At 63.8% G+C, this 22,079-nt stretch carries 25 protein-coding genes; 10 read left to right on the top strand and 15 right to left on the bottom strand.

Going from position 1 to position 22,079, the window contains the following annotated elements:
* The first annotated feature begins 9 nt into the window (after positions 1-9).
* Complete coding sequence (locus Q0603_RS07840) at positions 10-843, top strand: SDR family oxidoreductase (RefSeq protein WP_298724336.1); 834 nt, start codon at positions 10-12, stop codon at positions 841-843.
* A gap of 26 nt (positions 844-869) precedes the next feature.
* Positions 870-1,412, top strand: coding sequence for a PAS domain-containing protein (locus tag Q0603_RS07835; RefSeq protein ID WP_298724334.1), 543 nt, complete (start codon positions 870-872; stop codon positions 1,410-1,412).
* 13 nt (positions 1,413-1,425) lie between these two features.
* Here Q0603_RS07835 and Q0603_RS07830 read toward each other — a convergent pair whose 3' ends face one another.
* The 5 genes from Q0603_RS07830 to Q0603_RS07810 all read right to left on the bottom strand — a co-directional run bounded on the left by Q0603_RS07830 (position 1,426) and on the right by Q0603_RS07810 (position 4,087).
* The gene (locus Q0603_RS07830) at positions 1,426-2,583 is read right to left on the bottom strand and encodes an aminotransferase class V-fold PLP-dependent enzyme (protein ID WP_298724332.1); all 1,158 of its coding nucleotides are present in this window, start codon (positions 2,581-2,583) and stop codon (positions 1,426-1,428) included.
* 153 nt (positions 2,584-2,736) lie between these two features.
* Positions 2,737-2,889: a hypothetical protein gene (locus tag Q0603_RS07825; RefSeq protein ID WP_298724330.1), complete on the bottom strand. Its 153-nt coding sequence runs from the start codon at positions 2,887-2,889 to the stop codon at positions 2,737-2,739.
* Between the two features lie 112 nt (positions 2,890-3,001).
* Positions 3,002-3,241 carry a hypothetical protein gene (locus Q0603_RS07820; RefSeq protein ID WP_298724328.1) on the bottom strand — a complete coding sequence of 80 codons (240 nt, stop codon included), beginning with the start codon at positions 3,239-3,241 and terminating at the stop codon, positions 3,002-3,004.
* Between the two features lie 131 nt (positions 3,242-3,372).
* Complete coding sequence (locus Q0603_RS07815; protein ID WP_298724326.1) at positions 3,373-3,654, bottom strand: hypothetical protein; 282 nt, start codon at positions 3,652-3,654, stop codon at positions 3,373-3,375.
* A 136-nt stretch (positions 3,655-3,790) separates the two neighbouring features.
* Positions 3,791-4,087, bottom strand: coding sequence for a hypothetical protein (locus Q0603_RS07810; RefSeq protein WP_298724324.1), 297 nt, complete (start codon positions 4,085-4,087; stop codon positions 3,791-3,793).
* Positions 4,088-4,183: 96 nt separating this feature from the next.
* On the opposite strand from Q0603_RS07810, the gene Q0603_RS07805 reads away from it, so the two are divergent.
* The 4 genes from Q0603_RS07805 to Q0603_RS07790 all read left to right on the top strand — a co-directional run bounded on the left by Q0603_RS07805 (position 4,184) and on the right by Q0603_RS07790 (position 7,522).
* Complete coding sequence (locus Q0603_RS07805) at positions 4,184-4,537, top strand: hypothetical protein (RefSeq protein ID WP_298724322.1); 354 nt, start codon at positions 4,184-4,186, stop codon at positions 4,535-4,537.
* 33 nt (positions 4,538-4,570) lie between these two features.
* Positions 4,571-5,131: a cysteine hydrolase family protein gene (locus Q0603_RS07800; RefSeq protein ID WP_298724320.1), complete on the top strand. Its 561-nt coding sequence runs from the start codon at positions 4,571-4,573 to the stop codon at positions 5,129-5,131.
* A gap of 106 nt (positions 5,132-5,237) precedes the next feature.
* The gene (locus Q0603_RS07795) at positions 5,238-6,299 is read left to right on the top strand and encodes an SDR family oxidoreductase (RefSeq protein WP_298724318.1); all 1,062 of its coding nucleotides are present in this window, start codon (positions 5,238-5,240) and stop codon (positions 6,297-6,299) included.
* 29 nt (positions 6,300-6,328) lie between these two features.
* Entirely contained in the window at positions 6,329-7,522 is a 1,194-nt protein-coding gene (locus tag Q0603_RS07790; RefSeq protein WP_298724315.1) for an MFS transporter, read from the top strand.
* On the opposite strand, the gene Q0603_RS07785 is transcribed toward Q0603_RS07790, so the two are convergent.
* From Q0603_RS07785 to Q0603_RS07770, 4 genes are all read right to left on the bottom strand, one after another.
* On the bottom strand, positions 7,505-8,476 hold the full coding sequence (locus tag Q0603_RS07785) for a LysR family transcriptional regulator (RefSeq protein WP_298724313.1): 972 nt from the start codon (positions 8,474-8,476) through the stop codon (positions 7,505-7,507). The genes Q0603_RS07790 and Q0603_RS07785 overlap by 18 nt on opposite strands.
* A 21-nt stretch (positions 8,477-8,497) precedes the next feature.
* Positions 8,498-9,349 carry a CDP-diacylglycerol--serine O-phosphatidyltransferase gene (gene pssA / locus Q0603_RS07780; protein ID WP_298724311.1) on the bottom strand — a complete coding sequence of 284 codons (852 nt, stop codon included), beginning with the start codon at positions 9,347-9,349 and terminating at the stop codon, positions 8,498-8,500.
* 60 nt (positions 9,350-9,409) lie between these two features.
* The gene (locus Q0603_RS07775; RefSeq protein ID WP_298724309.1) at positions 9,410-10,102 is read right to left on the bottom strand and encodes a phosphatidylserine decarboxylase; all 693 of its coding nucleotides are present in this window, start codon (positions 10,100-10,102) and stop codon (positions 9,410-9,412) included.
* A gap of 228 nt (positions 10,103-10,330) precedes the next feature.
* Positions 10,331-12,184 carry an ABC transporter ATP-binding protein/permease gene (locus Q0603_RS07770; RefSeq protein WP_298724307.1) on the bottom strand — a complete coding sequence of 618 codons (1,854 nt, stop codon included), beginning with the start codon at positions 12,182-12,184 and terminating at the stop codon, positions 10,331-10,333.
* 161 nt (positions 12,185-12,345) lie between these two features.
* Between Q0603_RS07770 and Q0603_RS07765 the strand changes: the two genes are divergently transcribed.
* Entirely contained in the window at positions 12,346-13,203 is an 858-nt protein-coding gene (locus Q0603_RS07765) for a fumarylacetoacetate hydrolase family protein (protein ID WP_298724305.1), read from the top strand.
* 89 nt (positions 13,204-13,292) lie between these two features.
* Here the strand turns inward: Q0603_RS07765 and Q0603_RS07760 are convergent, their stop codons facing one another.
* From Q0603_RS07760 to Q0603_RS07740, 5 genes are all read right to left on the bottom strand, one after another.
* Entirely contained in the window at positions 13,293-14,354 is a 1,062-nt protein-coding gene (locus tag Q0603_RS07760; RefSeq protein WP_298724303.1) for a quinone-dependent dihydroorotate dehydrogenase, read from the bottom strand.
* Positions 14,351-14,980, bottom strand: a complete 630-nt coding sequence (locus Q0603_RS07755; protein WP_298724302.1) for a 2'-5' RNA ligase family protein — start codon at positions 14,978-14,980, stop codon at positions 14,351-14,353. The genes Q0603_RS07760 and Q0603_RS07755 overlap by 4 nt, the downstream gene beginning before the upstream one ends.
* The gene (locus Q0603_RS07750) at positions 14,977-15,333 is read right to left on the bottom strand and encodes a DUF952 domain-containing protein (RefSeq protein ID WP_298724301.1); all 357 of its coding nucleotides are present in this window, start codon (positions 15,331-15,333) and stop codon (positions 14,977-14,979) included. Before Q0603_RS07750 ends, Q0603_RS07755 begins: the two co-directional genes overlap by 4 nt.
* Positions 15,334-15,515: 182 nt before the next feature.
* Positions 15,516-15,779: a hypothetical protein gene (locus Q0603_RS07745; protein ID WP_298724299.1), complete on the bottom strand. Its 264-nt coding sequence runs from the start codon at positions 15,777-15,779 to the stop codon at positions 15,516-15,518.
* Complete coding sequence (locus Q0603_RS07740) at positions 15,776-16,096, bottom strand: hypothetical protein (RefSeq protein ID WP_298724297.1); 321 nt, start codon at positions 16,094-16,096, stop codon at positions 15,776-15,778. Before Q0603_RS07740 ends, Q0603_RS07745 begins: the two co-directional genes overlap by 4 nt.
* Positions 16,097-16,880: 784 nt before the next feature.
* Here Q0603_RS07740 and Q0603_RS07735 point away from each other — a divergent pair.
* Together Q0603_RS07735 and Q0603_RS07730 are read left to right on the top strand one after the other, a co-directional pair.
* Positions 16,881-17,513, top strand: a complete 633-nt coding sequence (locus Q0603_RS07735; RefSeq protein ID WP_298724295.1) for a helix-turn-helix transcriptional regulator — start codon at positions 16,881-16,883, stop codon at positions 17,511-17,513.
* Between the two features lie 168 nt (positions 17,514-17,681).
* Positions 17,682-20,483 carry an ATP-dependent DNA helicase gene (locus Q0603_RS07730; RefSeq protein WP_298724294.1) on the top strand — a complete coding sequence of 934 codons (2,802 nt, stop codon included), beginning with the start codon at positions 17,682-17,684 and terminating at the stop codon, positions 20,481-20,483.
* A 15-nt stretch (positions 20,484-20,498) separates the two neighbouring features.
* Here Q0603_RS07730 and Q0603_RS07725 read toward each other — a convergent pair whose 3' ends face one another.
* On the bottom strand, positions 20,499-21,473 hold the full coding sequence (locus tag Q0603_RS07725) for an alpha/beta fold hydrolase (RefSeq protein ID WP_298724293.1): 975 nt from the start codon (positions 21,471-21,473) through the stop codon (positions 20,499-20,501).
* Positions 21,474-21,632: 159 nt separating this feature from the next.
* Here Q0603_RS07725 and Q0603_RS07720 point away from each other — a divergent pair, with 159 nt between their 5' ends.
* Positions 21,633-22,064 carry a tellurite resistance TerB family protein gene (locus Q0603_RS07720; RefSeq protein WP_298724291.1) on the top strand — a complete coding sequence of 144 codons (432 nt, stop codon included), beginning with the start codon at positions 21,633-21,635 and terminating at the stop codon, positions 22,062-22,064.
* The last annotated feature ends 15 nt before the right edge of the window (positions 22,065-22,079 follow it).

Here is a 22,079-nt window from a genome sequence, read left to right as displayed (position 1 = left end):
GATTACACCATGACCAATTCGCATGCATTGATGAGTGGCAAGCGCGGCCTCATCATGGGCGTCGCCAACGACCATTCGATCGCATGGGGCATCGCCCGCACCCTGGCCGCCCATGGCGCCGAACTGGCCTTCACCTATCAGGGGCTGGGTTTCGAGCGGCGCGTGCGCCCGCTGGCCGAAAGCGTCAATGCCAAGGCCGTCGTGCCCTGCGATGTCGAGGACGAGACCAGCATGCACACCGCTTTCGACACGGTGGGCAAGGCGTTCGGCGGCAGCTTCGACTTCGTCGTGCATGCCATTGCCTATTCCGACAAGGAAGAGCTGAAGGGCCGCTATCTCAATACGACCAAGAGCAACTTCACCCGCTCGATGGCGATCTCCTGCTATTCCTTCACCGAGGTCGCGCGGCTGGCCATGCCGTACATGACCAATGGCGGCGCGCTGGTGACGCTGACCTATGAAGGCTCGACGCGGGTGATGCCGAACTACAACGTGATGGGCGTCGCCAAGGCCGCGCTGGAGGCATCCGTGCGCTATCTTGCCGTCGATCTCGGCCCGCAGAACATCCGCGTCAACGCCATCTCGCCCGGCCCGATGCGCACACTGGCCGGCTCAGCAATCGGTTCGGCGCGCGCCACCTTCAAGTTCACCGCCACCCATAGCCCGCTGCGCCGCAATGCGTCGCTCGATGAGGTCGGCGGTGCGGCCTTGTTCCTGCTTTCCGATTGCGGCTCGGGCGTCACCGGCGAGGTGATCCATGTCGATAGCGGCTTCCATGTGCTCGGCATGCCCAACCCGGCCGATCTGAACGGCAACGGCACGAACGGCAACGGCGAAGGCTGAGTTTGGCCGCGCGGCCTGGATCTTCCATGGACCGCCCGCTGAGCTCCCTGCTTTCCGATCTGCGCCTGCCCGGTCATCGGCAGATGGCCGAGCATTGGCTGTTGCTCTATGAGGAGAGCGGCCGGACGGTGCCGCCGCTGTCGCGCATCGATCCGCTGCGCTTTCCCAAAGCACTGGCCGATTGCTGGATCATCGATGCCGAAGCTGATGGCCGCTTCCGCGTGCGGCTGGCGGGTGAGGCCATGAAGGAATGGTACGGCTTCAATCCGAAGGGCCGCTGTTATGAAGAGCTGTTCGCTCCGGCCGTTCTGCCCATCCTGCATGACCTGTCGCGCCGCGTGATCGATGCGCCCAGCATCGGCTATCAGCGCATGCGCACCAACGCGCCAGCATGGCGTGATCCGGCTTTCTTCGACCGCATCGCTTTGCCGCTGGCCGACGCGGACGGCCGCATCCGTCATCTGCTCGGCGCCACGCAGCTCAAGGATCCCGCCGATCAGGGCAAAAGCAGCCTGGAATCCAGCGTGGAAGCGAATTACTGGTACACGATACCCTCGGCTGCGGCTTAACCGCCAACAGCCGTCACCGCTTCAGCGCCGTCTTCATCACGCTGAACAGGCGCTCGACATCCTCATCGCTATTGTAGAGATGCGGCGTGACGCGCATGGAACGGCCGCGCACCGAGACATAGACCTTCTTTGCCGCAAGCCTGGCCGGCAGATCGACCGGCACCTCGCCGCCGAAGCGCAGGCCCAGAAAATGTCCGGCGCGGCGATGCGCCGGTGCGCTGCTTAAGCCCAGTTCGGCCTCGGCGCGTTCGGCAATTGCCGCATTGCGCGCCGCCAAAGTGGCCTGGATATTCTCAATGCCCCAGTCGAGCAGCATCTGCAGCGCTGCGATGGCGGCCGGTGTCAGCGCGAAATTGCTGCGCTCACCCACATCGAAGCGGCGCGCGCCCGGCTGGTATTCGCTTTTGTAATCGACCAGACCGGCGAAATTCTCTGAATCTTTCCGCGCGATCCAGTTCTGCTCCAGCGGCACCGCCTGCTGCCAGCGCCTGGCCACATAGAGATAGCCGAAGGAATAGGGCCCCATCAGCCATTTATAGCCGCCGACGGCGAGGAAATCGGGATCGATCTCGGCCACGTCAAACGGCAGCGCGCCGAGCGACTGCGTCGCATCGATGCACAGCGCCGCGCCCACGGCGTTACACGCCTTGCGGATGGCGATGAGATCGAGCAGCCCGCCATCGGTCCAGTGGCAATGCGGCAGAGCGACGATGGCGGTGGATCGGTCGATATGCGACAGCACCGCAGCGGTCCAGTCGTCATCGGCGGGCCGCGGCACGGTAACATAGCGTGCATTGGCGGCGCGCGCCTTTTCCATCCAGCGATAGACGTTGGAAGGAAACTGCTCGGCCAGGGTCAGCACGCTTTGGCCTGCCTGCAATGGCAGGGCCTGGGCGGCCACCGCGATGCCATAGGAGGCTGCCGGCACCAGCGCGATGTCATCAGCCGTGGCATTGATGATCTGCGCGAAGAGGGCGCGCACTCTTTCGGAATCGGTGAAGAAATCCTGCGGCGTAACCTCCCAAGGCCTTGCCTTGCGGCGCATTCCCGCTTCGCCTGCCGCCACGGCGGCGCGGCTGAGCGGCGACATATAGGCGCAGTTCAGATAGGCGACATCGGCCGGGATGTCGAAGAGATGGCGCTGGCTGGGAAGGATCTGCGGCTTTGTCATGCCGGCAGATTAGCCGCCGCACCGGTCAATGCCAGTTGCAGGAAATGTATGGCGACAATATTCCGTCGCTGGCGGCACACGCCGAGCCCAGTGCCAATCCTGTCGGGCCGATTTTTCCGACCCGCCCTTTCGGACAAGGGGCAACGTTAACCGCTAAAGCTGCCTGGCGAGATCGCGGATCGCGACACGGCAGGCCTCGGCCGTGCGCTCGAGATAGGCGCGCGCATCGGGACGCAAGTCGTTCTGCTGCAACTGCTCATTGATCGAAGCCAAAATAGCGCGCAGGTGCCGTATCCGGGCCGGCATATCTTTCTCCCCCTCAAACGAATCGCTCATGATGGGAGCGAGAGTGGGGGAGGATGGTTAATAAAATCTGAGGCGGGAAAGCCGGATTTCCGCCTTACCTGCGCGCCTGCCCTTAGGCAGCCGTGGCCGGTTGCGACGATTCGACGAAACTGCGGATGCTGTCCAGCACATGCCGGGGCACGGGATCATGCCCTTTGAGGATCAGCACCAGCGCGGCGCGGTTCATGCCGAGCTTGGCGGCATAGTCTTCGAAGCTGATCCCATGCTGGCGGCAGGCCTGCAGCACCAGCGGCTGCACATCGCGGGCAAAGAATGTCTTCGCGCCATATCCCCTGGTTTCCAAGCGGCTCACGGCGATGCCTCCTTTCACCCTATCGCTATGCACCGTCTCCAGTGCCGGGCCCCTGCCCGGACCGGCACCAGAAATTTGGCAAAACCGGTGGCGGTTTCAAGAGGCCAAAGACGGTTCGTCCAGGACCAAAATCAGAAGCCGGCTGGCGCGGGCGTGTCGGCCACGAAAGCATCAATCGCCAGCAGAAGCGTGCGCGGCACCGGATCATGGCCGCGCAGGATCAGCGTCAGCGCCGCGCGCGACATGCCCAAGCGGCGCGCCAGCAGATCCAGGCTGACGCCATGATGGCGGCAGGCCTGCAGCACCAGGGGCTGCACGTCCCGGAGGAAGAAAACCTGCGCTCCCAGCACCATGGCCGGCATGCCTGGGGTCCGCAGCCCCGGTTTGTCGAAAAGCGGATGTCCTGGCGTCACGGCCCTCTCCTGCCTGCTGCAGGCGGACAATAGCGGCGAAACAGCAAGCCAGCGGTGACCGTGGCGTGGCCCGGCTCGATGCAATGTTTGGTTAATGGGAAAGCGCAAGCGTCCTTAATCAGACGCTAAGATCGGATCAGACGCTGAGATCGGTATTCCGGCCCATGCCGCGCGGCCGGTAATGCGCGGTTTTCGTTTCCGCCGCATTGGCCTCGGAATCGCTGTTCTTGCCCTTGTCCTTCTTGGCGCGGTCAGAATCGCTCGACTGGCCCGAGGCGGTGGTGGCCATGCGGCTGTCGGCCCGCACCGGAATAGCCGTCACCGCCGCAGCCGCCTGGGCTGCGTTGGGGGCTTGGCTCTGCTGCGCCAGCCCCTGGGCCGGATTGGCCTGGGCCTGGGGCAGAACCGTCACGGGGGGGACGAACAAGCTCATATTTCACATGTAGTAGTGTGACAAAGCCTTGACAAGCCCTTATTTTTCCATCGCTGGTATCCCCGAATCATCCATTGCCCGTTTAAGGAGGCCGTCTTGGCCAAACCCGCCCCCAAGCCTGCCGCCAAACCCGGCCTGTTAAGCCGGCTCTTCGGCAAGCCTGCGCCCGCGCCGAAGCCCGAGCGGCGCTATCACGGGCCGGCCAAGACGGAAGCCGAAAAGCTGCGGCTGCGCACCCAATTGGCCCAGCAGATCAAGACGATACGGGCCAAGCTGGACCCCCGGCTGCTGCGTCTGGCGGAGAAGATCGCCAAGAAGGGCCCGCCGACCACGGACCAGGAGCGCGCCCAGCTCGCGATCGAGCTTTTTCTGGCACAGCGCAAGGATGGCGGCGATTTTGCCGCCAAGCTGAAGGCCAAGCTGGAAGAACAGAAACGCCGCAGCCATTGACGCCGCAGCCATTTAACGCCGCAGTCGTTGACCATGACGCCCCTGCCCCGCCATGCCGCCCTGCTGGTGATCGATGTCCAGCGGGCCATCGACGCGCCCTATTGGGGCCCGCGCAACAACCCGGATGGCGAGCGCAACATCGCAGCCCTGATCCAGGGATGGCGGTCGAGCGGCCGGCCGATTTATCACATCCGGCATGACTCGACCGAGCCCAGTTCCGCCTATCGCCCCGGCGAGCCCACTCACGACTTCAAGGCGGAAGCGATGCCGCTGCCGGGCGAGACCGTGATCGGCAAGCACACCAACAGCGCCTTCATCGGCACGGACCTGGAGAAGCGTCTGCGCGACGCCGGGCAGACGACGGTGGTGATCTGCGGCGTGCTGGTGCACAATTCGGTCGAGACCACCGCGCGCATGGCCGGCAATCTCGGTTTCGACACTTACGTCGCCGCCGATGCTACCTGGGCGGTAGACAAGCTATTGCTGGATGGCCGGGTGATGAAGGCCGATGACATGCATGCGCTGTCGCTTGCCAATCTCGCCGGCGAATACGCAACCATCGTCACCACCGCCGAATTGCTCGCCGCGCTGTAATTGCCCGCGGCGATTTTTCACAAAATGGAAAAACTGATTCGCGCGCGCGCCGACTACCCGCGGCGCCAGGCCTGCCCAAAGTGATGGCTCCATGTCGGAGCCATTCATGTCTACGGATAAAAAAGTTGCCCTCATCGTCGGTGCCCAGGGTGTGATCGGCCGCAATCTGGCGGCGCATCTGGCGCGCCTGGAAGATTGGGAGGTGATCGGGCTTTCCCGGCGCGGCGGCGCGGCCAACGGCCGTTTGCGCCATATCGCCGTCGATCTGCTCGATCCTGAGGACAGCCGCGACCAGCTCGGCGGACTGCGCAACGTGACGCATGTCTTCTATGCCGCCTATCAGGACCGGCCAGGCTGGGCCGAGCTGGTCGCCCCCAATCTCGCCATGCTGGTCAACGTGATCGATGCCATTGAGCCTGCTGCGCGCAACCTGCGGCATGTCAGCCTCATGCAGGGCTACAAGGTCTATGGCGCGCATCTTGGCCCCTTCAAGACGCCGGCGCGCGAAGAGGATGCCGGCCGGCATATGCCGCCGGACTTCAACATGGATCAGCAGCGCTTCCTGGAGGCGCGTCAGCGCAACAAGTCCTGGACCTGGTCGGCGATCAGGCCATCGGTGGTCTGCGGCTTTGCTCTGGGCAATCCGATGAACCTTGCGATGGTGATCGCGGTCTATGCCGCGATCTCGAAGGAGCTTGGCCTGCCCTTGCGCTTTCCCGGCAAGCCCGGCGCTTACAACACGCTGATGGAAGTGACCGATGCCGGCCTGCTGGCACGCGCCACGATCTGGGCCGCAACCGAGCCGCGCTGCGCCAACCAGGCCTTCAATATCGCCAATGGGGATCTGTTCCGCTGGAACGACCTGTGGCCGAAGATCGCGCGCTTCTTCGATCTCGATGTTGCACCGCCGCTGCCGATACCGCTTGAAACGGTGATGGCCGACAAGGCGCCGCTCTGGCAGGCGATGGTGCAGAAGCATGGTCTGGCGCCGATCCCATATGAGGATCTCGCTGCCTGGCGCTTCGGCGATTTCGTCTTCTCTTGGGAATACGACTTCCTCGCCGATGGCAGCAAGGCGCGCCGCTTCGGCTTGCATGACTTCGTCGATACCGAGGCGATGTTTCTCGGCATCTTCGCCGATCTGCGCCAGCGCAAAATCATCCCCTAAAAAACAACCCAGACTTGGAGATCATCATCATGCGACGACTACCGCCTTCCTTTGCCATAGCTGCGCTGGCGATCAGCGCCTTCGGCATCGGCACCACAGAATTCGTGATCATGGGCCTGCTGCCGCAGCTCAGCGAGGATTTTTCCGTATCCGTCCCGCAGGCCGGTCTTTTGGTCACCGGCTATGCCCTGGGCGTGGCGGTGGGCGCGCCGCTGCTGGCGGCGATTACCGGCCGCATCCCGCGCAAGACCCTGCTGCTGGGCCTCATGGGCCTGTTCACCATCGGCAATCTGCTCTGCGCGACTGCGCCGTCATACGAGCTGCTGATGACGGCGCGCGTGGTGACCAGCTTTGCCCATGGCAGTTTCTTCGGCGTCGGATCGGTGGTGGCGGCCGGCCTGGTGCCGCCCGACCGGCGCGCCGGCGCCGTGGCCCTGATGTTCAGCGGCATAACCATCGCCACCATCGTCGGCGTGCCGTTCGGCAAGGTGCTGGGCGATGCCTTTGGCTGGCGCTCGACCTTCTGGGCGGTGACGGGCCTTGGCGTGATTGCGATGACCGCGATTGCAGTGCTCGTGCCGCGCATCGCGCGCCATCAGGAAACAAGCTTCCTGGGCGAGTTGCGGGGCGCGATGAAGCCGTCCGTTCTGCTGGCGCTGACCACCACCGTTTTCGGCTTTGGCGGCGTGTTTGCAGCCTTCACCTATGTCGCGCCGCTATTGCTGGAAGTCACACGTTCGACTCAGACGATGGTGACGCTGGCCCTTCTCTTGTTCGGAATCGGCGTAACCATCGGCAACATGCTGGGCGGCAAGATCGCGGATCGCAGCCTGATCCCGGGCCTGATGGGCATCCTGGCGATCCTGATCGTCGTGCTGCTGGCGCAGTATCTCTTCGCCGCACAGCTGGTCCCGACCCTCATCCTGGTAACCCTGGTCGGCATCTTCGGCTTCGCCACCGCGCCGGGCCTGCAGACCCGCGTGCTGGACAAGGCGGGCGATGCGGCGGCGCTGGCGGCGACCTTGAATATCGGCGCTTTCAATCTGGGCAATGCGCTGGGCGCCTGGCTGGGCGGCGCGCTGATCGATGGCGGCTTCGGAATCGCCTCCACGGCACTCGGCGGCGCGGCGATGGCCTTGATCGGGCTTGGCGCCGCCGCTTTGGGGCTGGCTGCCGACCGCCGGCGGTCGGCCTCGCTGGCTGCTTCAGCGACGGCTGAGTGAACGCCTGCGCGCGCTGCCCGGCTTCATGGAACCTGGTTTCTTCATGGGGTCGGGCAGCTTGCGTTCCAGCGCCTGCAATTCCGCGGCGACGTAATCGACGAAGGCACGGATGCGCCGCGGAATCTGGCGACCCGGCGGAAAGACCGCATGCAGGCTTTCCTCGCGGCGGTATTGCGGCAGCACGACCTGCAGCCGGCCGGCGGCAATATCTTCTGCCACATCCCAGACCGATTTCTGCGCCAGTCCCAGTCCCGCCAGCGCCCAGGCATGCGCGACCTCGCCGTTATTGGCCGCCAGTCGGCCATCGATGCGCAGGCTTTGCTCACCCTCGGGACTGGTGAAGCGCCAGATCTGAACGCCCGGGCCCTGGCCCGCGCAGACGGCGATGCAGTCGTGATGGGCGAGATCGCTTAAGGCCTGCGGTATGCCGCGCACCTTCAGATATGACGGCGCGGCGCAGATCACACGCTGTGCCGCCACCAGCCGCCGCGTCACAAGACTCGATTCCGGCAGGTCGCCGAAGCGGAAGGCGACGTCGATATTCTCGGTCAGCAGATCGACGATGCTGTCGTTGAGATGCAGATGAAGACGCACGCGCGGATGCCTGGCCGCGAAGCTGGCGATCAGCGGCGCCAGCCGCTTGCGGCCGAAGGCCACTGGCGCGCTGATGCGGATCGTGCCGGTCAGCACGCCATCGCGGCCCGACACGGCCTGCTCGGCATCGGCGACGCTGTTTAAGATCTCGCGGCAGCGCTCAAGAAAGGTCAGGCCTTCCTCGGTAAGCGTCAGTTTGCGCGTGGTGCGATTAACCAGCCGTGCGCCGAGGCGGCGTTCAAGCTGCGATAGCTGCTTGCTGACCACAGCAATGGAGAGGTTGAGCCGGCGCGCCGCCGCCGACAGGCTGCCGGCAATCGCCACGGCGGCAAAAATCTCCATTTCGCGAAGACGGTCCATCGCGAAGGAAGATAGAGCAGCTTAATGCAGAAGGGTACGCGGCTCGTCCGGCTTATCGTGGGATGCCGTCGAAGGAACGGCAGCCTCGGGCTCCGCGGCCTTGGCGCTGTCGCCGCGGCGCAGGCGCTCATGGGCGCGGACCGAAAACGGAATCGAGATCAGATAAGCCAGCAGCATGGCGCCCAAAGTATACCAGGGCTGGTTCAGCAGCCCGGCAACCAAGAGGCCCGTGGCCAGCAGGATGAGGCCGACATATTCGCGGCCGACGCGGACGCGCTTGAACGAAAATGTCGGCACGCGGCTGATCATCAGGCCGCCGATCAGCAGCAGCCACAGTGCATTCAGCGCTGGCGAGCGGAAGACGTCGCTGTCGATTTCCTGGCTGAGGATCAGGAAGACCAGCGCCAGGCCAGCGCCAGCCGGCGCCGGAACGCCGGTGAAGAAGCTGCCGGTCCATTGCGGCTTGTCGGGATCGTCCAGCGCCGTGTTGAAGCGCGCCAGACGCAACGCCGTACAGACGGAGAAGGCCAGCACGACCAGCCAGCCGGTATTGCCGCTGCCAAGCTCATGCAGGCTCCAGAAATACAGGATGATCGCCGGCGCGACGCCGAAACACAGGAAGTCAGACAGCGAGTCGAGTTCTGCGCCGAATTTCGACGCGCCTTTGAGCAGCCGCGCCACGCGGCCATCCAGCATGTCGAACAGGGCGGCGACCGCAATCGCGCCGATGGCGAATTTCCACTGCCCGACCAGGGCAAAGCGGATCGCGGTCAGACCCGAACAGAGCGCGACGATGGTCAGGATATTCGGGGCAAGCGTGTTCAGCGGCAGCTTACCCACCCGCTTCGGCGGGACGATGAGCTTCAGCGGCATCCGCTCCTCCTGTCGCATGAACCCTTTAAGCCTCCTAACACACCCGGCGTTGACGCCGTCTTAACGGACCTCGCCGACGCGAGGCTGTTCGTCGCTGTTGTCCTCGGCGACCACCGTTTCGCCGGCCACCGCACGCTGGCCGACGATCACCAGCGGCACCATGCCGTCATCGAGATAGATGTCGACGCGGCTGCCGAAGCGGATCATGCCGAAACGCTGGCCCGCCTTCAGTTCCTGGCCTTCGCGCACATTGCACAGGATGCGGCGAGCCACCAGGCCGGCGATCTGGACGACGGCGATCTCCTTGCCGTTCTTCAGCTTGATCTTCAGCGCCTGACGCTCGTTATCGACGCTGGCCTTGTCCAGGGCTGCATTAACGAAGCTGCCCGGACGATAGGCCGTCGCCGTGACAACACCGTCAACCGGGCTGCGGTTCACATGCACGTCGAAGACATTCATGAAGATCGAGATGCGCTGGCGCGGATCGAGGCCCATGCCGAGCTCTTCCGGCGGCACCGCACGCTCGATCATCTGCACGACGCCATCGGCCGGCGAAATCAAAAGCCCCTCGCGCACCGGGGTGACGCGCGGCGGATCGCGGAAGAAATAGGCGCACCACAAGGTCAGCACCACGCCCGCCCAGCCAAGCGGCTCGGCGATGAAGAAGAGAATCAGCGTCGCCGCCGCGAAGATCGCGATGAACTTGTAGCCTTCCTGGTGAATCGGCACCAGAACGGAACGGATCGTGTCCATATTGCCCCAGCCTGTGAACGGGATGACGGGCTAATCTAGTGATTGCCAGCGGTTATATAAAGGGGCGGAGGTAAAGGTTCTGGCTGGCGGAAGGCCGCATTCCGCAGCCGCGCTGCCATCGCCGCAATCCGTCATGCCCTGGCTTTGACCCAGGGATTTCTGGCCGCCTGCGCAGGACCCGCGGGTCAAGCCTGCGGGTGATGTATTGATACCTCGCTCCGCAATGCTTCACTCCGCCACTTCCGCCTTCGTTGCCGGGCGGGATACGGGCGCTGCGTTGGGGCGTTCGGAGGCGATCTCCTCGCCGGCTTCGCGGGCTTCCTGCTGCTTCTGCCACAAGGCTGCATAGAGGCCGTTCTGCGCCAGCAGGGCATGATGGCGGCCGCGTTCGGCGATGCGGCCATCGTCCAGCACAATGATCTCGTCGGCATCCACCACGGTGGAGAGGCGATGCGCGATGACGAGCGTCGTGCAGCCTTCTGCTGCGCGCTCCAAAGCGGCCTGGATCTCGCGCTCGGTATGCGTATCCAGTGCCGAGGTGGCCTCGTCGAAGACCATGATCTTGGGCTGCTTCAAAAGGGCGCGGGCAATGGCAACGCGCTGCTTCTCGCCGCCCGAAAGCTTCAGGCCGCGTTCGCCTACCATGGTCTGCATGCCATCGGGCAGGCGGCTGATAAGCTGATCGAGCTGCGCGAGCCGGGCCGCTTCGGCCACTTCGGCATCGCTTGCCTCCACCCGGCCGTAGCGGATGTTGTAGAGGATTGTGTCGTTGAACAGCACGGTATCCTGCGGCACGATGCCGATGGCCTTGCGTACGCTGAGCTGCGTCACATCGCGGATATCCTGACCATCGATGCGAATGCTGCCGCCGGTGATGTCGTAGAAGCGATAGAGCAGCCGCGACAGGGTCGACTTGCCGGCACCCGAAGCGCCGACCACCGCCACCTTGGCGCCGGGCGGGATACGGAAACTGACGCCTTTGAGGATTTCGCGGCGCGGGTCGTAGGCGAAGCGCACATCCTCGAAGACAATCTCGCCCTGCATGATCTGCAAGGCCGGAGCATTCGGCTTGTCCTGCACCTCCTGCGGCACGTCGAGCAGCTTGAACATCTGCTCCATGTCGATCAGGCCCTGCTTGATCTCGCGATAGGCGAAACCGAGAAAGTTGAGCGGCAAATAAAGCTGGATCAGATAGGCGTTGACCATCACCACATCGCCCAGCGTCATGGTGCCGTCGCGCACGCCAAGCACGGCGAAGCTCATCACGCCGATCAGGCCGACCGCGATGATGGCGCCCTGGCCGAGATTGAGCATGGCCAGCGTCGTCTGGCTTTTCACCGCGGCCTTTTCGTAGCGTTCCAGCGCCTCGTCGTAGCGGCGCGCCTCATGAGCCTCGTTGGTGAAATACTTCACCGTCTCGTAATTCAGCAGGCTGTCGATGGCGCGCGTATTGGCGCGCTGGTCCTCGTCGTTCATCTGCCGGCGGTATTTGGTCCGCCATTCGGTGATCAGCAGCGTGTAGACGATATAGCCGCCGATGGTGACCACGGTGATGGCGGCGAAGATCCAGCCGTAAAGCCACCACAGAATGCCGCCGACCAGGCCGATCTCGACGATGGTCGGCAGGATGTTGAAGGTCATGAACTGCAGGACGAACTGGATTCCCTTGGTGCCGCGTTCGATGACGCGGCTGAGACCGCCGGTCTGGCGCTCAAGATGGAAGCGCAGCGACAGCGCATGCAGATGATTGAAGACCTGCAGCGCCAGATCGCGGATCGCCGCCTGGGCCACTTTCGCAAAGACGGCATCGCGCAGTTCGCCGAAGGCCTGGGCGCCGACACGCGCAACGCCGTAGGCCAGCACCAGCGCCAAGATCGCGCCGACGGCAAGCTGGCCCGCTGAGACGCCGCTTTCCAGCAGATCGACGGCGCGCTTGAACAGATATGGCACCGCAACATTGACCAGCTTAGCGGCCACCAGGAAAACCATGGCGATGACGACTCGCAGCCGCAGATCGGGGCGGTCGGCTGGCCAGAGTCGAGGCAAAAACGACTGCGCGAGAGAATTTTTCAAGCTGGCCATGGCGGTTCGGAGCTGGTCGGGCGTAGTGGTCGGGAGGCGGGACAATTAATATAAGGACGCGAATGCAGCAGCGCTTGTGCGACGCCACTTGATCAAGCGGCAAAGCCAAGCGTATTGTTTGCCCCCCAAACTATTTCCCAATCCGGCAAGGGAGCGTTCCGATGAAAGTGGTGAGCTTCGTCCGCAATGGCAAGAGCTCGTATGGCGTGGTGGTTGGCCCCAATAACGACGGCATCGTGGATGTCGGCGCCAAGCTGGGCTCCAAATATCCCGATCTGGTGAGCGTGCTCAAGGCCGGCGCCCTGGCGGAAGTCGAAGCCGCCGCAAAGGGCGCTGCCGCGGATGTGCCTTTTGAAGGCACGACCCTGCTGCCGGTGGTGCCGAATCCCGGCAAGATCGTCTGCGTCGGCGTCAACTACGATGAGCATCGCCGCGAAATGGGCCGCGAGCCGCCGGGCCATCCGACCATCTTCCCGCGCTGGCCGGAAAGCCAGGTCGCCCATGGCCAGCCGGTGATCAAGCCCGCCGAATCCGACAAGCTGGATTACGAAGGCGAGCTGGCCGTCATCATCGGCAAGGAAGGCTATAAGCTGTCCGAGGACAAGGCGCTGGACATCATCGCCGGCTATAGCTGCTACATGGACGGCTCGGTGCGCGACTGGCAGACCCATACCAGCCAGTTCGCTCCCGGCAAGAATTTCGTCGCCACCGGCAGCTTCGGCCCGTGGATGGTGACGGCGGACGAGATCCCCGATCCGCAGGACCTGATGCTGGAGACCCGCCTGAACGGCCAGGTGATGCAGAAGTCCGGCACCGACCTGATGACCTTCAACGTGCGCAAGATCATCCGCTACATCACCACCTGGATGCCGCTGAAGCCCGGCGACGTGATCGCCACCGGCACGCCGGGCGGCGTCGGCACCAAGCGCAACCCGCCGGTCTACATGAAGGATGGCGACGTGGTCGAGGTCGAGATCAGCAAGGTCGGCCTGCTGCGCAATCCCATCAAGGCGGCGTAGGCGATCCATCCTTTCTGTCCTGCAAAGCGCGGCGTTGGAAAAGACGCCGCGCTTTTTTCATCTTGCATTTTCTCACCGGCCGGTGAGAGTCACCGATGATCGGCGCCAACCGCGTCGGCAATGCTGCTGAAGCCGTCTTTCTTCAACAGCGCAGCAAGTTCGGACTTGATCCGCGCGACCAGACCCGGGCCCTCATAGACCAGCGCGGAATAAAGCTGCACGGCATTGGCGCCGGCGCGGATCTTGGCATAAGCCTGGGCGCCCGAGGAGATGCCGCCCACACCGATCAGGGTCATCTTGCCACCGACCTGCCGGTAAAGCTGGCGCAGGACTTCGGTGGAGCGTTCGAATAACGGGGCACCGGACAGCCCGCCCGTTTGCTTGGAATTGCCGCTGCGCAGGCTCGCCGGGCGGGCGATGGTGGTGTTGGTCGCCACGATGCCATCCAGTTCGAAGTTCAAGGCAAGCTGCGCGATGGCGTCGATATCCTCATCGGCCAGATCGGGCCCGATTTTGACCAGCAGCGGCGTTTTGAGCTGGCGATGCAGCGGCTGAATCCGCGTCAGCAGCGCCGACAATTCCTCGCGGCCCTGCAGATTGCGCAGGCCCGGCGTATTCGGCGAGGAGACGTTGACGACCGCGAAATCGACCAGCGGCGCCAGCTTTTCATACGATGCGGCATAATCACCTGGCCGGTCTGTGCTGTCCTTGTTGACGCCGAGATTGACGCCGACCAAACCCTGCGGGGCAGACGGGCTGCCGCGCCGCTGCTCCAGCCGACGCGCCATGATGGCCAGGCCTTCATTGTTGAAGCCCATGCGGTTGATCACCGCGCGATCTTCCTCCAGGCGGAAAAGGCGCGGCTGCGGATTGCCGGGCTGTGGCCGCGGCGTCACGCCGCCGACTTCGACAAAGCCGAAGCCAAGCCGCAGCATCGCATCCGGCACTTCGGCGTTCTTGTCGAAACCGGCTGCAAGGCCGACCGGATTGCCGATCCTTTTACCGAAGAGCCGGGTCGCCAGCACCGGATCGTCGATATGTCGCAAAAATGGGGTCAATCCGGACTTGAGCAGCGTCAGGGTCAGCCGATGGGCTTTTTCGGCATCCACATGGCGGATGAAAGGCCAGACAAGGCTGCGATAAAGGCTCATGACACGAACTCCGCCGTCATCAGGGACTGCGCGGCAACCGTGTCGTAAGCAAGCGACGGATAAACGGTTTCATGCATGACAACGATCGTTTCGATAGGAAAGCTCAGGTCGATGGTGCAGGCCGCGATCCGCATAGCGAAATCGGCCGGCAGTTTTTCCGGCTGCGCGTAACGGGCTAAGGTGACGTGGATCAGATCATAGCGCACGGCGCCGCCGGGCGGCGGCGGCAAGGCTTCCGCCATGCGGCGGCGCAACGCCCAGACGGCCTCCTCCGGTTCGGCCACGGCGATCACCGCCGTGGGCGTTGCCCGCAGCCTGCGCAAACGAAGTGCAAAGGCACGCTGCCCGGCGCAGAATTCAACAAGCTCGGCCAAAGCGCGCGGGCCGTGCGCCTGCCAATAGGCTTCCTTGTCGAAGTTTGAGCGCACCGGAGCAATGCCATAAAGCGAGGCATGCAACGTGGGCAGTGGCGGCAGATGCAGGTGATCCGGCCCGCCTGCAATCTCAGCGATCCTGGACAGAATCCTGGCCACCTGCTGCTGAAAGCCGTCCGATGCAAAGCTGGCCAGCGTGTAGGACAAAACCGGCCTGGCCCAGAGCGGATCGCCAAGAAAAGCATCCGTCATGGCATGTCGTCCGGAAAGACATGACGGCCATCCGCGCCCAGCGGCAAATCGGTCACACGATAGACGGCATCGACGGGAAGAGCGCCGTAAAGATGCGGGAAGAGATCGTTGTTGCGCGAGACTTCCCATTTCAGCGGCGCGGTGAGCCTGGCCGCATCAACATAAAGCAGCAGCAGGTCGGCCAAGCCCGCATAATGCTTGGCCGCCGTTTCCGCTGCCTGGGCGGCCGTGGAAAAGTGGATGAAACCATCGCGGATATCATGCGCCGTGCCAGCAAAGGCACCGGCGGCCTGGGCCGCCTTCCAATCGGACCTGGCGACGATGCGGTAGATGGTGGTTGGGGGGAAGGTCATGGCGCAGGTATAGCCGAAGCCCGGTTGAGCGTCACCTCGTCCGGTCCGCCCAAGGCGCAGCGGCCCATTCAAAAAAGCGGATGGCCGAGATGAGGTCCAGCCGACACCCAGCGCACAGATCCAGCCGGCGGCCGGACGCCATCGGGCGACAAAGACCGAGCGATGCAAAGCCTCGACGAGTGTCAGTTCGACCTGAAGCTCGTTCGGACGCTGGCGCAGCTTTTCCGCACGGCCTGCGCCTGAAGACGCTCCTCCTTCGATGTGAAGAGCGCCGATGTGAAGAGCGCGTCTAAGATATTCTCAATCGCCTCGATCAAAGAGATAACGGGCAGCGCGACGATCTTGTTCAGCGTCGCCGCGCGCATCGCCCCCGCGCGCCAGACATCCAGCGGGAAAGCCTGATCAATGTAACCGGCGGCGCGCGCCGGCAGAGCTGACGAGATCATCGCGCGCTCCAGGCCAGCGGCGAGGACGGCACGCCTTGATCGAGTTTGGCTTCGACCCGCAGCAGGTGCTCGGTCAGGCGGGTCTCCGCATCTTTCATATGGCTGAGCGACGCATAGTTCTGCGCCACTTCAAGCCTGTAGTCGGCCAAGGCCGCCCGCGTTGCCGCAATCGCCGCGCGATGCTCGCTTTGCATTTGCGCGATCGTCTGCTCCAGGCGATCGCGCTGGCTCTGCGTGAGCCAGAGCAAGCCCGCCAAAGCCGGCAGTTCGACGGCGCTGAGCCACCACATCAAGTCGAAGGTCATCGTTCCAGTCATGGCGTGTCTCCTTCCTTTCGGGCTCGACAATCTGTGGTCGCAAAGCCCAAAGACTCGATCGCTTGCGGATGAGGCTCTTGGCTTCTCCCGGCGCAGGCTCTGGCGCCCGAGTCACCGCCTGCGCATGGCCGCGCTTCGTTCCCACAGGGTCTATGTTCGGAACATACAGGGGGTATTGTCAAGGGATATTTTCCGCATACAAAGAAGAATTTCCTAATAAGTTCTTATTCGCTGCTATGCAGGCTGATCAGCCATGCAACCGTCCCGATGCAGGAAAAAGGCAGCGGCGGCATCAGCCGGCGCGGCAGCTGAAAAAAACCGGAACCGTGACGGTGCACCGGCGGAGCCCGCGCAGGCGCGCGCCCGGATCAGCATTTCTGGACCAGTCATAAAACTGCGGATTTCCAGGTGATGCATGAGAGATCGGCACCGATCCGGCCAGCCTTGCGGGCTGTACATATGGGCATGATGCTGACAAGGCGGGCTTTCCCCGCCACCGCAGTCTGGCAAGCTGGTTTTTTTTGACAAAGGCTGCCACCGCCCGGTCGGCTCGATCTGCCGCGTATGCTCCAGGCCAGCACCTTGAGCGCTTGAAGGGGCGGTATAAAGGGCGAGAAAGCCGATTCTGGAGCCATTTGTTCTACAAATGTCCCATAAGGCAACGAGAACAAATAGAATAAATAAGCTATATATAGATATATAGTCCCATTGAGTTCCTTAGCCAAACCCGCATATTGAGAATATTCCTGTAGCCAAATCGGCCGATTTGTAAGACGATGTTCCCATGCTTACCCATAAGGCGATTTGGGCCGCGATCGACGGCCTAGCCGAACGTTACGGCCTCACCGCATCCGGCTTGGCTCGCAAGGCCGGCCTCGATCCCACGACCTTCAACCGCAGCAAACGCGTCTCGCGCGACGGCAAGCAGCGCTGGCCGTCGACGGAATCGATCTCCAAGGTGATCGAGGCGACCGGAGCCAGCGTCGAGGAATTCATGAGCTTCCTCGTCAGCAACGGCGCATCGCGGCCGATTGCGCGCATTCCGCTGATCGGCTTGGCACAGGCGGGCGCGGCCGGCTATTTCGACGATGCCGGCTTTCCGACCGGCGAGGGCTGGGAAAAACTGCCGTTTCCCGAGATGGACGATCCGCAGGCTTATGCGCTGGAGATCAGCGGCGACAGCATGCTGCCGGTCTATCGCGACGGCGATGTGGTGATCGTGTCGCCTGCCGCCAGCATCCGGCGCGGCGACCGCGTGATCGCCAAGACCGTGCAGGGCGAAGTGATGTGCAAGATCCTGGCCCGCCGCACGCTGACCCGCGTCGAACTGACGTCTTTCAACCCCGCGCATCCGGATCGCAGCTTCGACGTGCATGAGCTGGCCTGGATGGCGCGGATCGTCTGGGCGCGGCAGTAACGGCGCAGACCAGTAATCTGCGCCGTAATCAGCGCATAACAGTCAGTCGGCAAGCGCGTCTCCCTTCTGGGAGAAACCAGGTGGTTCGCAGAACGCGGCATGCCGCGTGACGAATTCCATGCTGCATCCTGTAACGGCGCGGCTGGATCGTGTAACCAGGGCAGATCGATGAGCGTCCCGCCCCTCTCCTCTCTTCTTGCGCGGCTGCCGGCCCTGGTGGCTGGCGGCGGCGTGGCCTGGTGGGCGGATTCTGATGCCCCGGGTGCTGTCGAGAAGCTGTCGCCGGATGCAGCAGCAAGACGTACCCGCGCGACACCGCCGCTGCTGGTGCATGCCAAGGCCACGGCGGCGCGGCTGGGCGTGGAGCCGAATTTTGCTGCTTTCGATTTGCTCGATCTTTTCGCCTTCGTGCGGCCGGCAAAATTCTGCCTGCCGACGCCGCACGGTCTGCTGCAACGCATCGGCCTCGACGCCGCCGACGACGAGGAAGCAGTCCAGTATCTTCGCGAAGCTGCGCTGACCTTGCTGCAGGAACTGCCGCGGCAATCGCCACGCAGCCTGCGCCGCGTTGCGAGGCTTGCGCAGTCGCTGCAAAAAGCCGGCTGGCCCTGGGCGCCCTATATTCTCGCCGCGCTCGGTCCGGAACAGGCGGCCGCACCGGCAGGCGGTTTCGGCGGCTTCGACATCTGGCAGGAATTGCCCGATTGGGTCGATTACGCGCCGCCGCCGCCGCCCGATACGCAATCGGTGACGCCGATGGAGGCGCGCGAGCGTCTGGCGCGCCTGCTGGGCCAAAGAGGCGAAGGCGGGGCGGCCGAGATGCGCGATGCCCAGGCCGACTATGCCGCCACCACGGCGCAGGCCTTCGCGCCGCGCGAGATGATCGGCATGCCGGAAATCGTTCTGACCGAAGCCGGCACCGGCATCGGCAAGACGCTGGGCTATATCGCCCCGGCCAGCGTCTGGGCCGAGAAGAATGGCGGCACGGTGTGGCTGTCGACCTATACGAAGAATCTGCAGCGGCAGCTGGACCGCGAACTCGATCGGCTGTTCCCCGATCCCGCCGAGAAGGCCGCGAAAGTTGTCATCCGCAAGGGTCGCGAGAATTATCTCTGCCTGCTTAATCTTGAAGACGCGCTGCAGGGCGGCGCGGCGCGGCCGCAGGACATGGTTCCGCTGGCGCTGATTGCGCGCTGGGCCGGTGCAACGCGGGACGGAGATCTGGCCGGCGGCGACTTTCCCGCCTGGGCGGTCGACCTGCATGGCCGCAACCGCACGCTGGGACTGACCGACCAGCGCGGCGAATGCATTCATGCCGGCTGTCCGCATTATCGAAAATGCTTCATCGAGCGCGCCGTGCGCAAATCGCGCAAGGCGGAGATGGTGATCGCCAATCATGCGCTGGTGATGATCCAGGCTGCGTTGGGCGAAGACGACAGCCAGAAGCCGCTGCGCTACGTCTTCGATGAAGGCCATCATCTCTTCGACGCCGCCGACAGCGCCTTTGCCGCGCATCTGACCGGCCAGGAAAGCGTCGAGCTGCGCCGCTGGCTGCGCGGTCCGGAAGGCGGCCGGCGCAGCCGCGCGCGAGGACTGGCCAACCGCATCGGCGATCTGGTCGTCGAAAACGAAAAAGGCCGCGTCGCGCTGGAAGAAATCGTCGAAGCCGCGCGCGCCCTGCCCGCCGATGGCTGGCTGGGCCGTCTGAGTGATGGCGTGCCGGCCAATAGCGGCGAGAAGTTCCTCGCCAAGGTGCGCCAGCAGATCCTCGCCCGCGCGCCGCAGCCCGATAGTCCATATGGCCTTGAATGCCCCACCAAGGAACCGGTGGACGGTCTTGTCGATACAGCGCATGGCTTTGCCGCCGCCATGATGCGCATTCTTGAGCCGATGAACAGGCTGGTGAAATGCCTGTCCGACATGCTGGCGGATGAAACGGCCGAACTGGACACAGCAACGCGCGCCCGCATGGAAGGCGCGCTGCGCGGCCTGCTGCGTCGCAAGCTGACCCTGGAAGCCTGGCGCAGCATGCTGCTCGATCTTGAGACGGAAACGCCGCCGAGCTTTGTGGATTGGTTTGCGCTGGAACGCATCGATGGCCGCGATTTCGATCTCGGCCTGTACCGCCATCATCTCGATCCGATGCTGCCTTTTGCCGCCGCCGTGCTGAAGCCGGCCCATGGCGTGGCGATCACCTCGGCCACCTTGCGCGACCTTGCACCGGCCAAGGCCGATGCGGCGCCGGAACAGGCCTGGGTCAGCGCCGAAATACGTACGGGCGCGCGCCATCTGCCGCAGCCGGCGCGCCGCGCCGCTTTCCCCTCGCCCTTCGATTATGCCGGACGTACCCGTGTGCTGGTGGTCACCGATGTGCGCCGCGATGCCATGGATCAGGTGGCAGCCGCCTATCGCGAGCTGTTTCTGGCTGCAGGCGGCGGCGGGCTGGGGCTGTTCACGGCGATCTTCCGTCTGCGGGCGGTGCAGAAGCGCATTCTCAAGCCGCTGGCGGACGCGGGCCTGCCGTTATTCGCCCAGCATGTCGATCCGCTGGACAATGCGACGCTTGTTGACATCTTCCGCAGCGAGGAACATGCCTGCCTGCTTGGAACCGATGCGATGCGTGACGGCGTCGACGTGCCGGGCGCGTCCTTGCGGCTGGTGGTTTTCGACCGCGTGCCCTGGCCGCGGCCGGATCTGCTGCACAAGGCGCGCCGGGCTGCCTTCGGCGGTCAGGCCTATGACGATCTGCTGACGCGCCTGAAACTGAAACAGGCTTATGGCCGTCTGCTGCGCCGGGCGGATGATTACGGTGTGTTCGTCGTACTCGATGCGCAGCTGCCGTCACGCCTGCTTTCGGCTTTTCCGGCCAGCGTGGATGTGCGGCGTGTCGGCATCGCCGAAGCCGTCGCCGAGACGCGCAGCTTCCTCGCGCAGATGCGGCTGGACAGCGGCGCAGCCCAGCAGGCCTAGATCAATGCTGCCTGATTATTGCTGCTCGAGCGCGGTGACGACCGCCTGATGCGCCGCGTCGGCAAAGATCATGTCCATATGCCCAAGCCCCGGCAGAACCGTGATCTGCGCATCGGAGCGGATCTCCTTGATCAAGGGCGGAAAGGCCTCGGCGACGAAGAGCTCGTCATTTGCGCCGACCAGCACCACAGGCGGCACCGGCATCTTGCGGAAGTCGGCGGCGTAGTCTTCATGCGCCTTGAAATTGCGCCATAGCCGGTAGGAATAGGCATAAGGCTGACCCTCGGCATCCTCACGCGCGAAAGCCAGCACCGGCAAATCCTGAAACCAGGGCAAGCCGAGCTTGTCGAGCACGGACAAACCGATCAGGCGCGGAATGTACGCCGTCGCCCAGCCGCCGCCTTGCGGACGATAGGTCGGCGCGTCGTGATGCAGCATCGGCGCCAGCAGGATGTAGCGGCGGAATTTCTCCGACAGATGCGATCCGGCAATCCGCAGCGTGAAGCCGCCACCGGATGAAAAGCCGATCAATGTCCATTGCGCCGCCGGATGCGTGGTGGATTGCGCCGCCAGGAAATCCTCCAAGTCGTCTTCGAGCTGGCCGACATAATCGATATCGCCGCGCCGTCCGCTCTGGCCATGGCCGCGGATGTCGATGGCAAAGACACTGGGCGGATCAGGCATGGCGTGCAGCGCCCGCGCCAACGCATGCATGCTTTCCGCCTGCGCCGTCGATCCATGCACGAGAATAACAGCCCGCGCGATCGCACCGGAATAAGCGCGATAGGCCAAAGCAGTTCCGTCACGGGCGCGGATGAACCGCCGTTCAGGCAAGGCGGTAATATTCTGCTGCGCAACCAGCTCGTTGACAGCGGTTAATGGCGGCGGTGGCGGCGCGCTTCCCCACACGATCGCTGCGGCCACGACGGCAACCGCGAAGAGCAAGGTGCCGAGACCGGGCAGGATCACGTAGCGAACAACGGCGCGCATGATCCCCAAGCTTGCTTTGCCCAAGTGAAAAAGGAAAGCCTGTTGTGATGGCAAAAATGTGGCCTATGGCGGCGGCGGATGATGAATTTTTCTGCACTTGCAGTCGCTCCGACATGCTCTCATAGTCGGCAGAACTCCACCTCAATCAGCAGCCGGATCATGTCTACCATCACACCGCACAACGCCTTGATCTATGCCATGGTGATCGCTGCCGTGGCGGATGGAAAATTGAAGGAATCGGAAGTGGCCGCAATCGAAGTGGCAGTGCGTCATCTGCCGATCTTCCAGGACTATTCACTCGATGCCATGCGCGTCGCGACCGGCGACTGCGTTGCATTGCTGGATGAGGAAGACGGCATCGATGCCGCGCTCGGCCTCGTCAAGGAAGCGCTGCCGCCGGATTGGCGCGAGACGGCCTATGCGCTGGCCTGCGATATCGTCGCGGTCGACGGCCACGGCCGGCAGGAAGAATTGCGCTGGCTGGAAATGCTGCGCCATGAGATCGGCGTGGAACGTCTGCATGCCGCCGCCATCGAGCGCGGGGCGCGCGCCCGCTACAAGCGCGCCGCTGCCCTCGTGCCGGCGGAGTAGCCGCGATTGAGCGGC

Origin of the sequence: uncultured Ferrovibrio sp. (genome assembly GCF_937960835.1) — a bacterium.
Lineage (GTDB): Bacteria > Pseudomonadota > Alphaproteobacteria > Ferrovibrionales > Ferrovibrionaceae > Ferrovibrio.
Note: the sequence above shows the minus strand (reverse complement) of the source record. Positions and strands in the feature narration are given on the sequence as shown.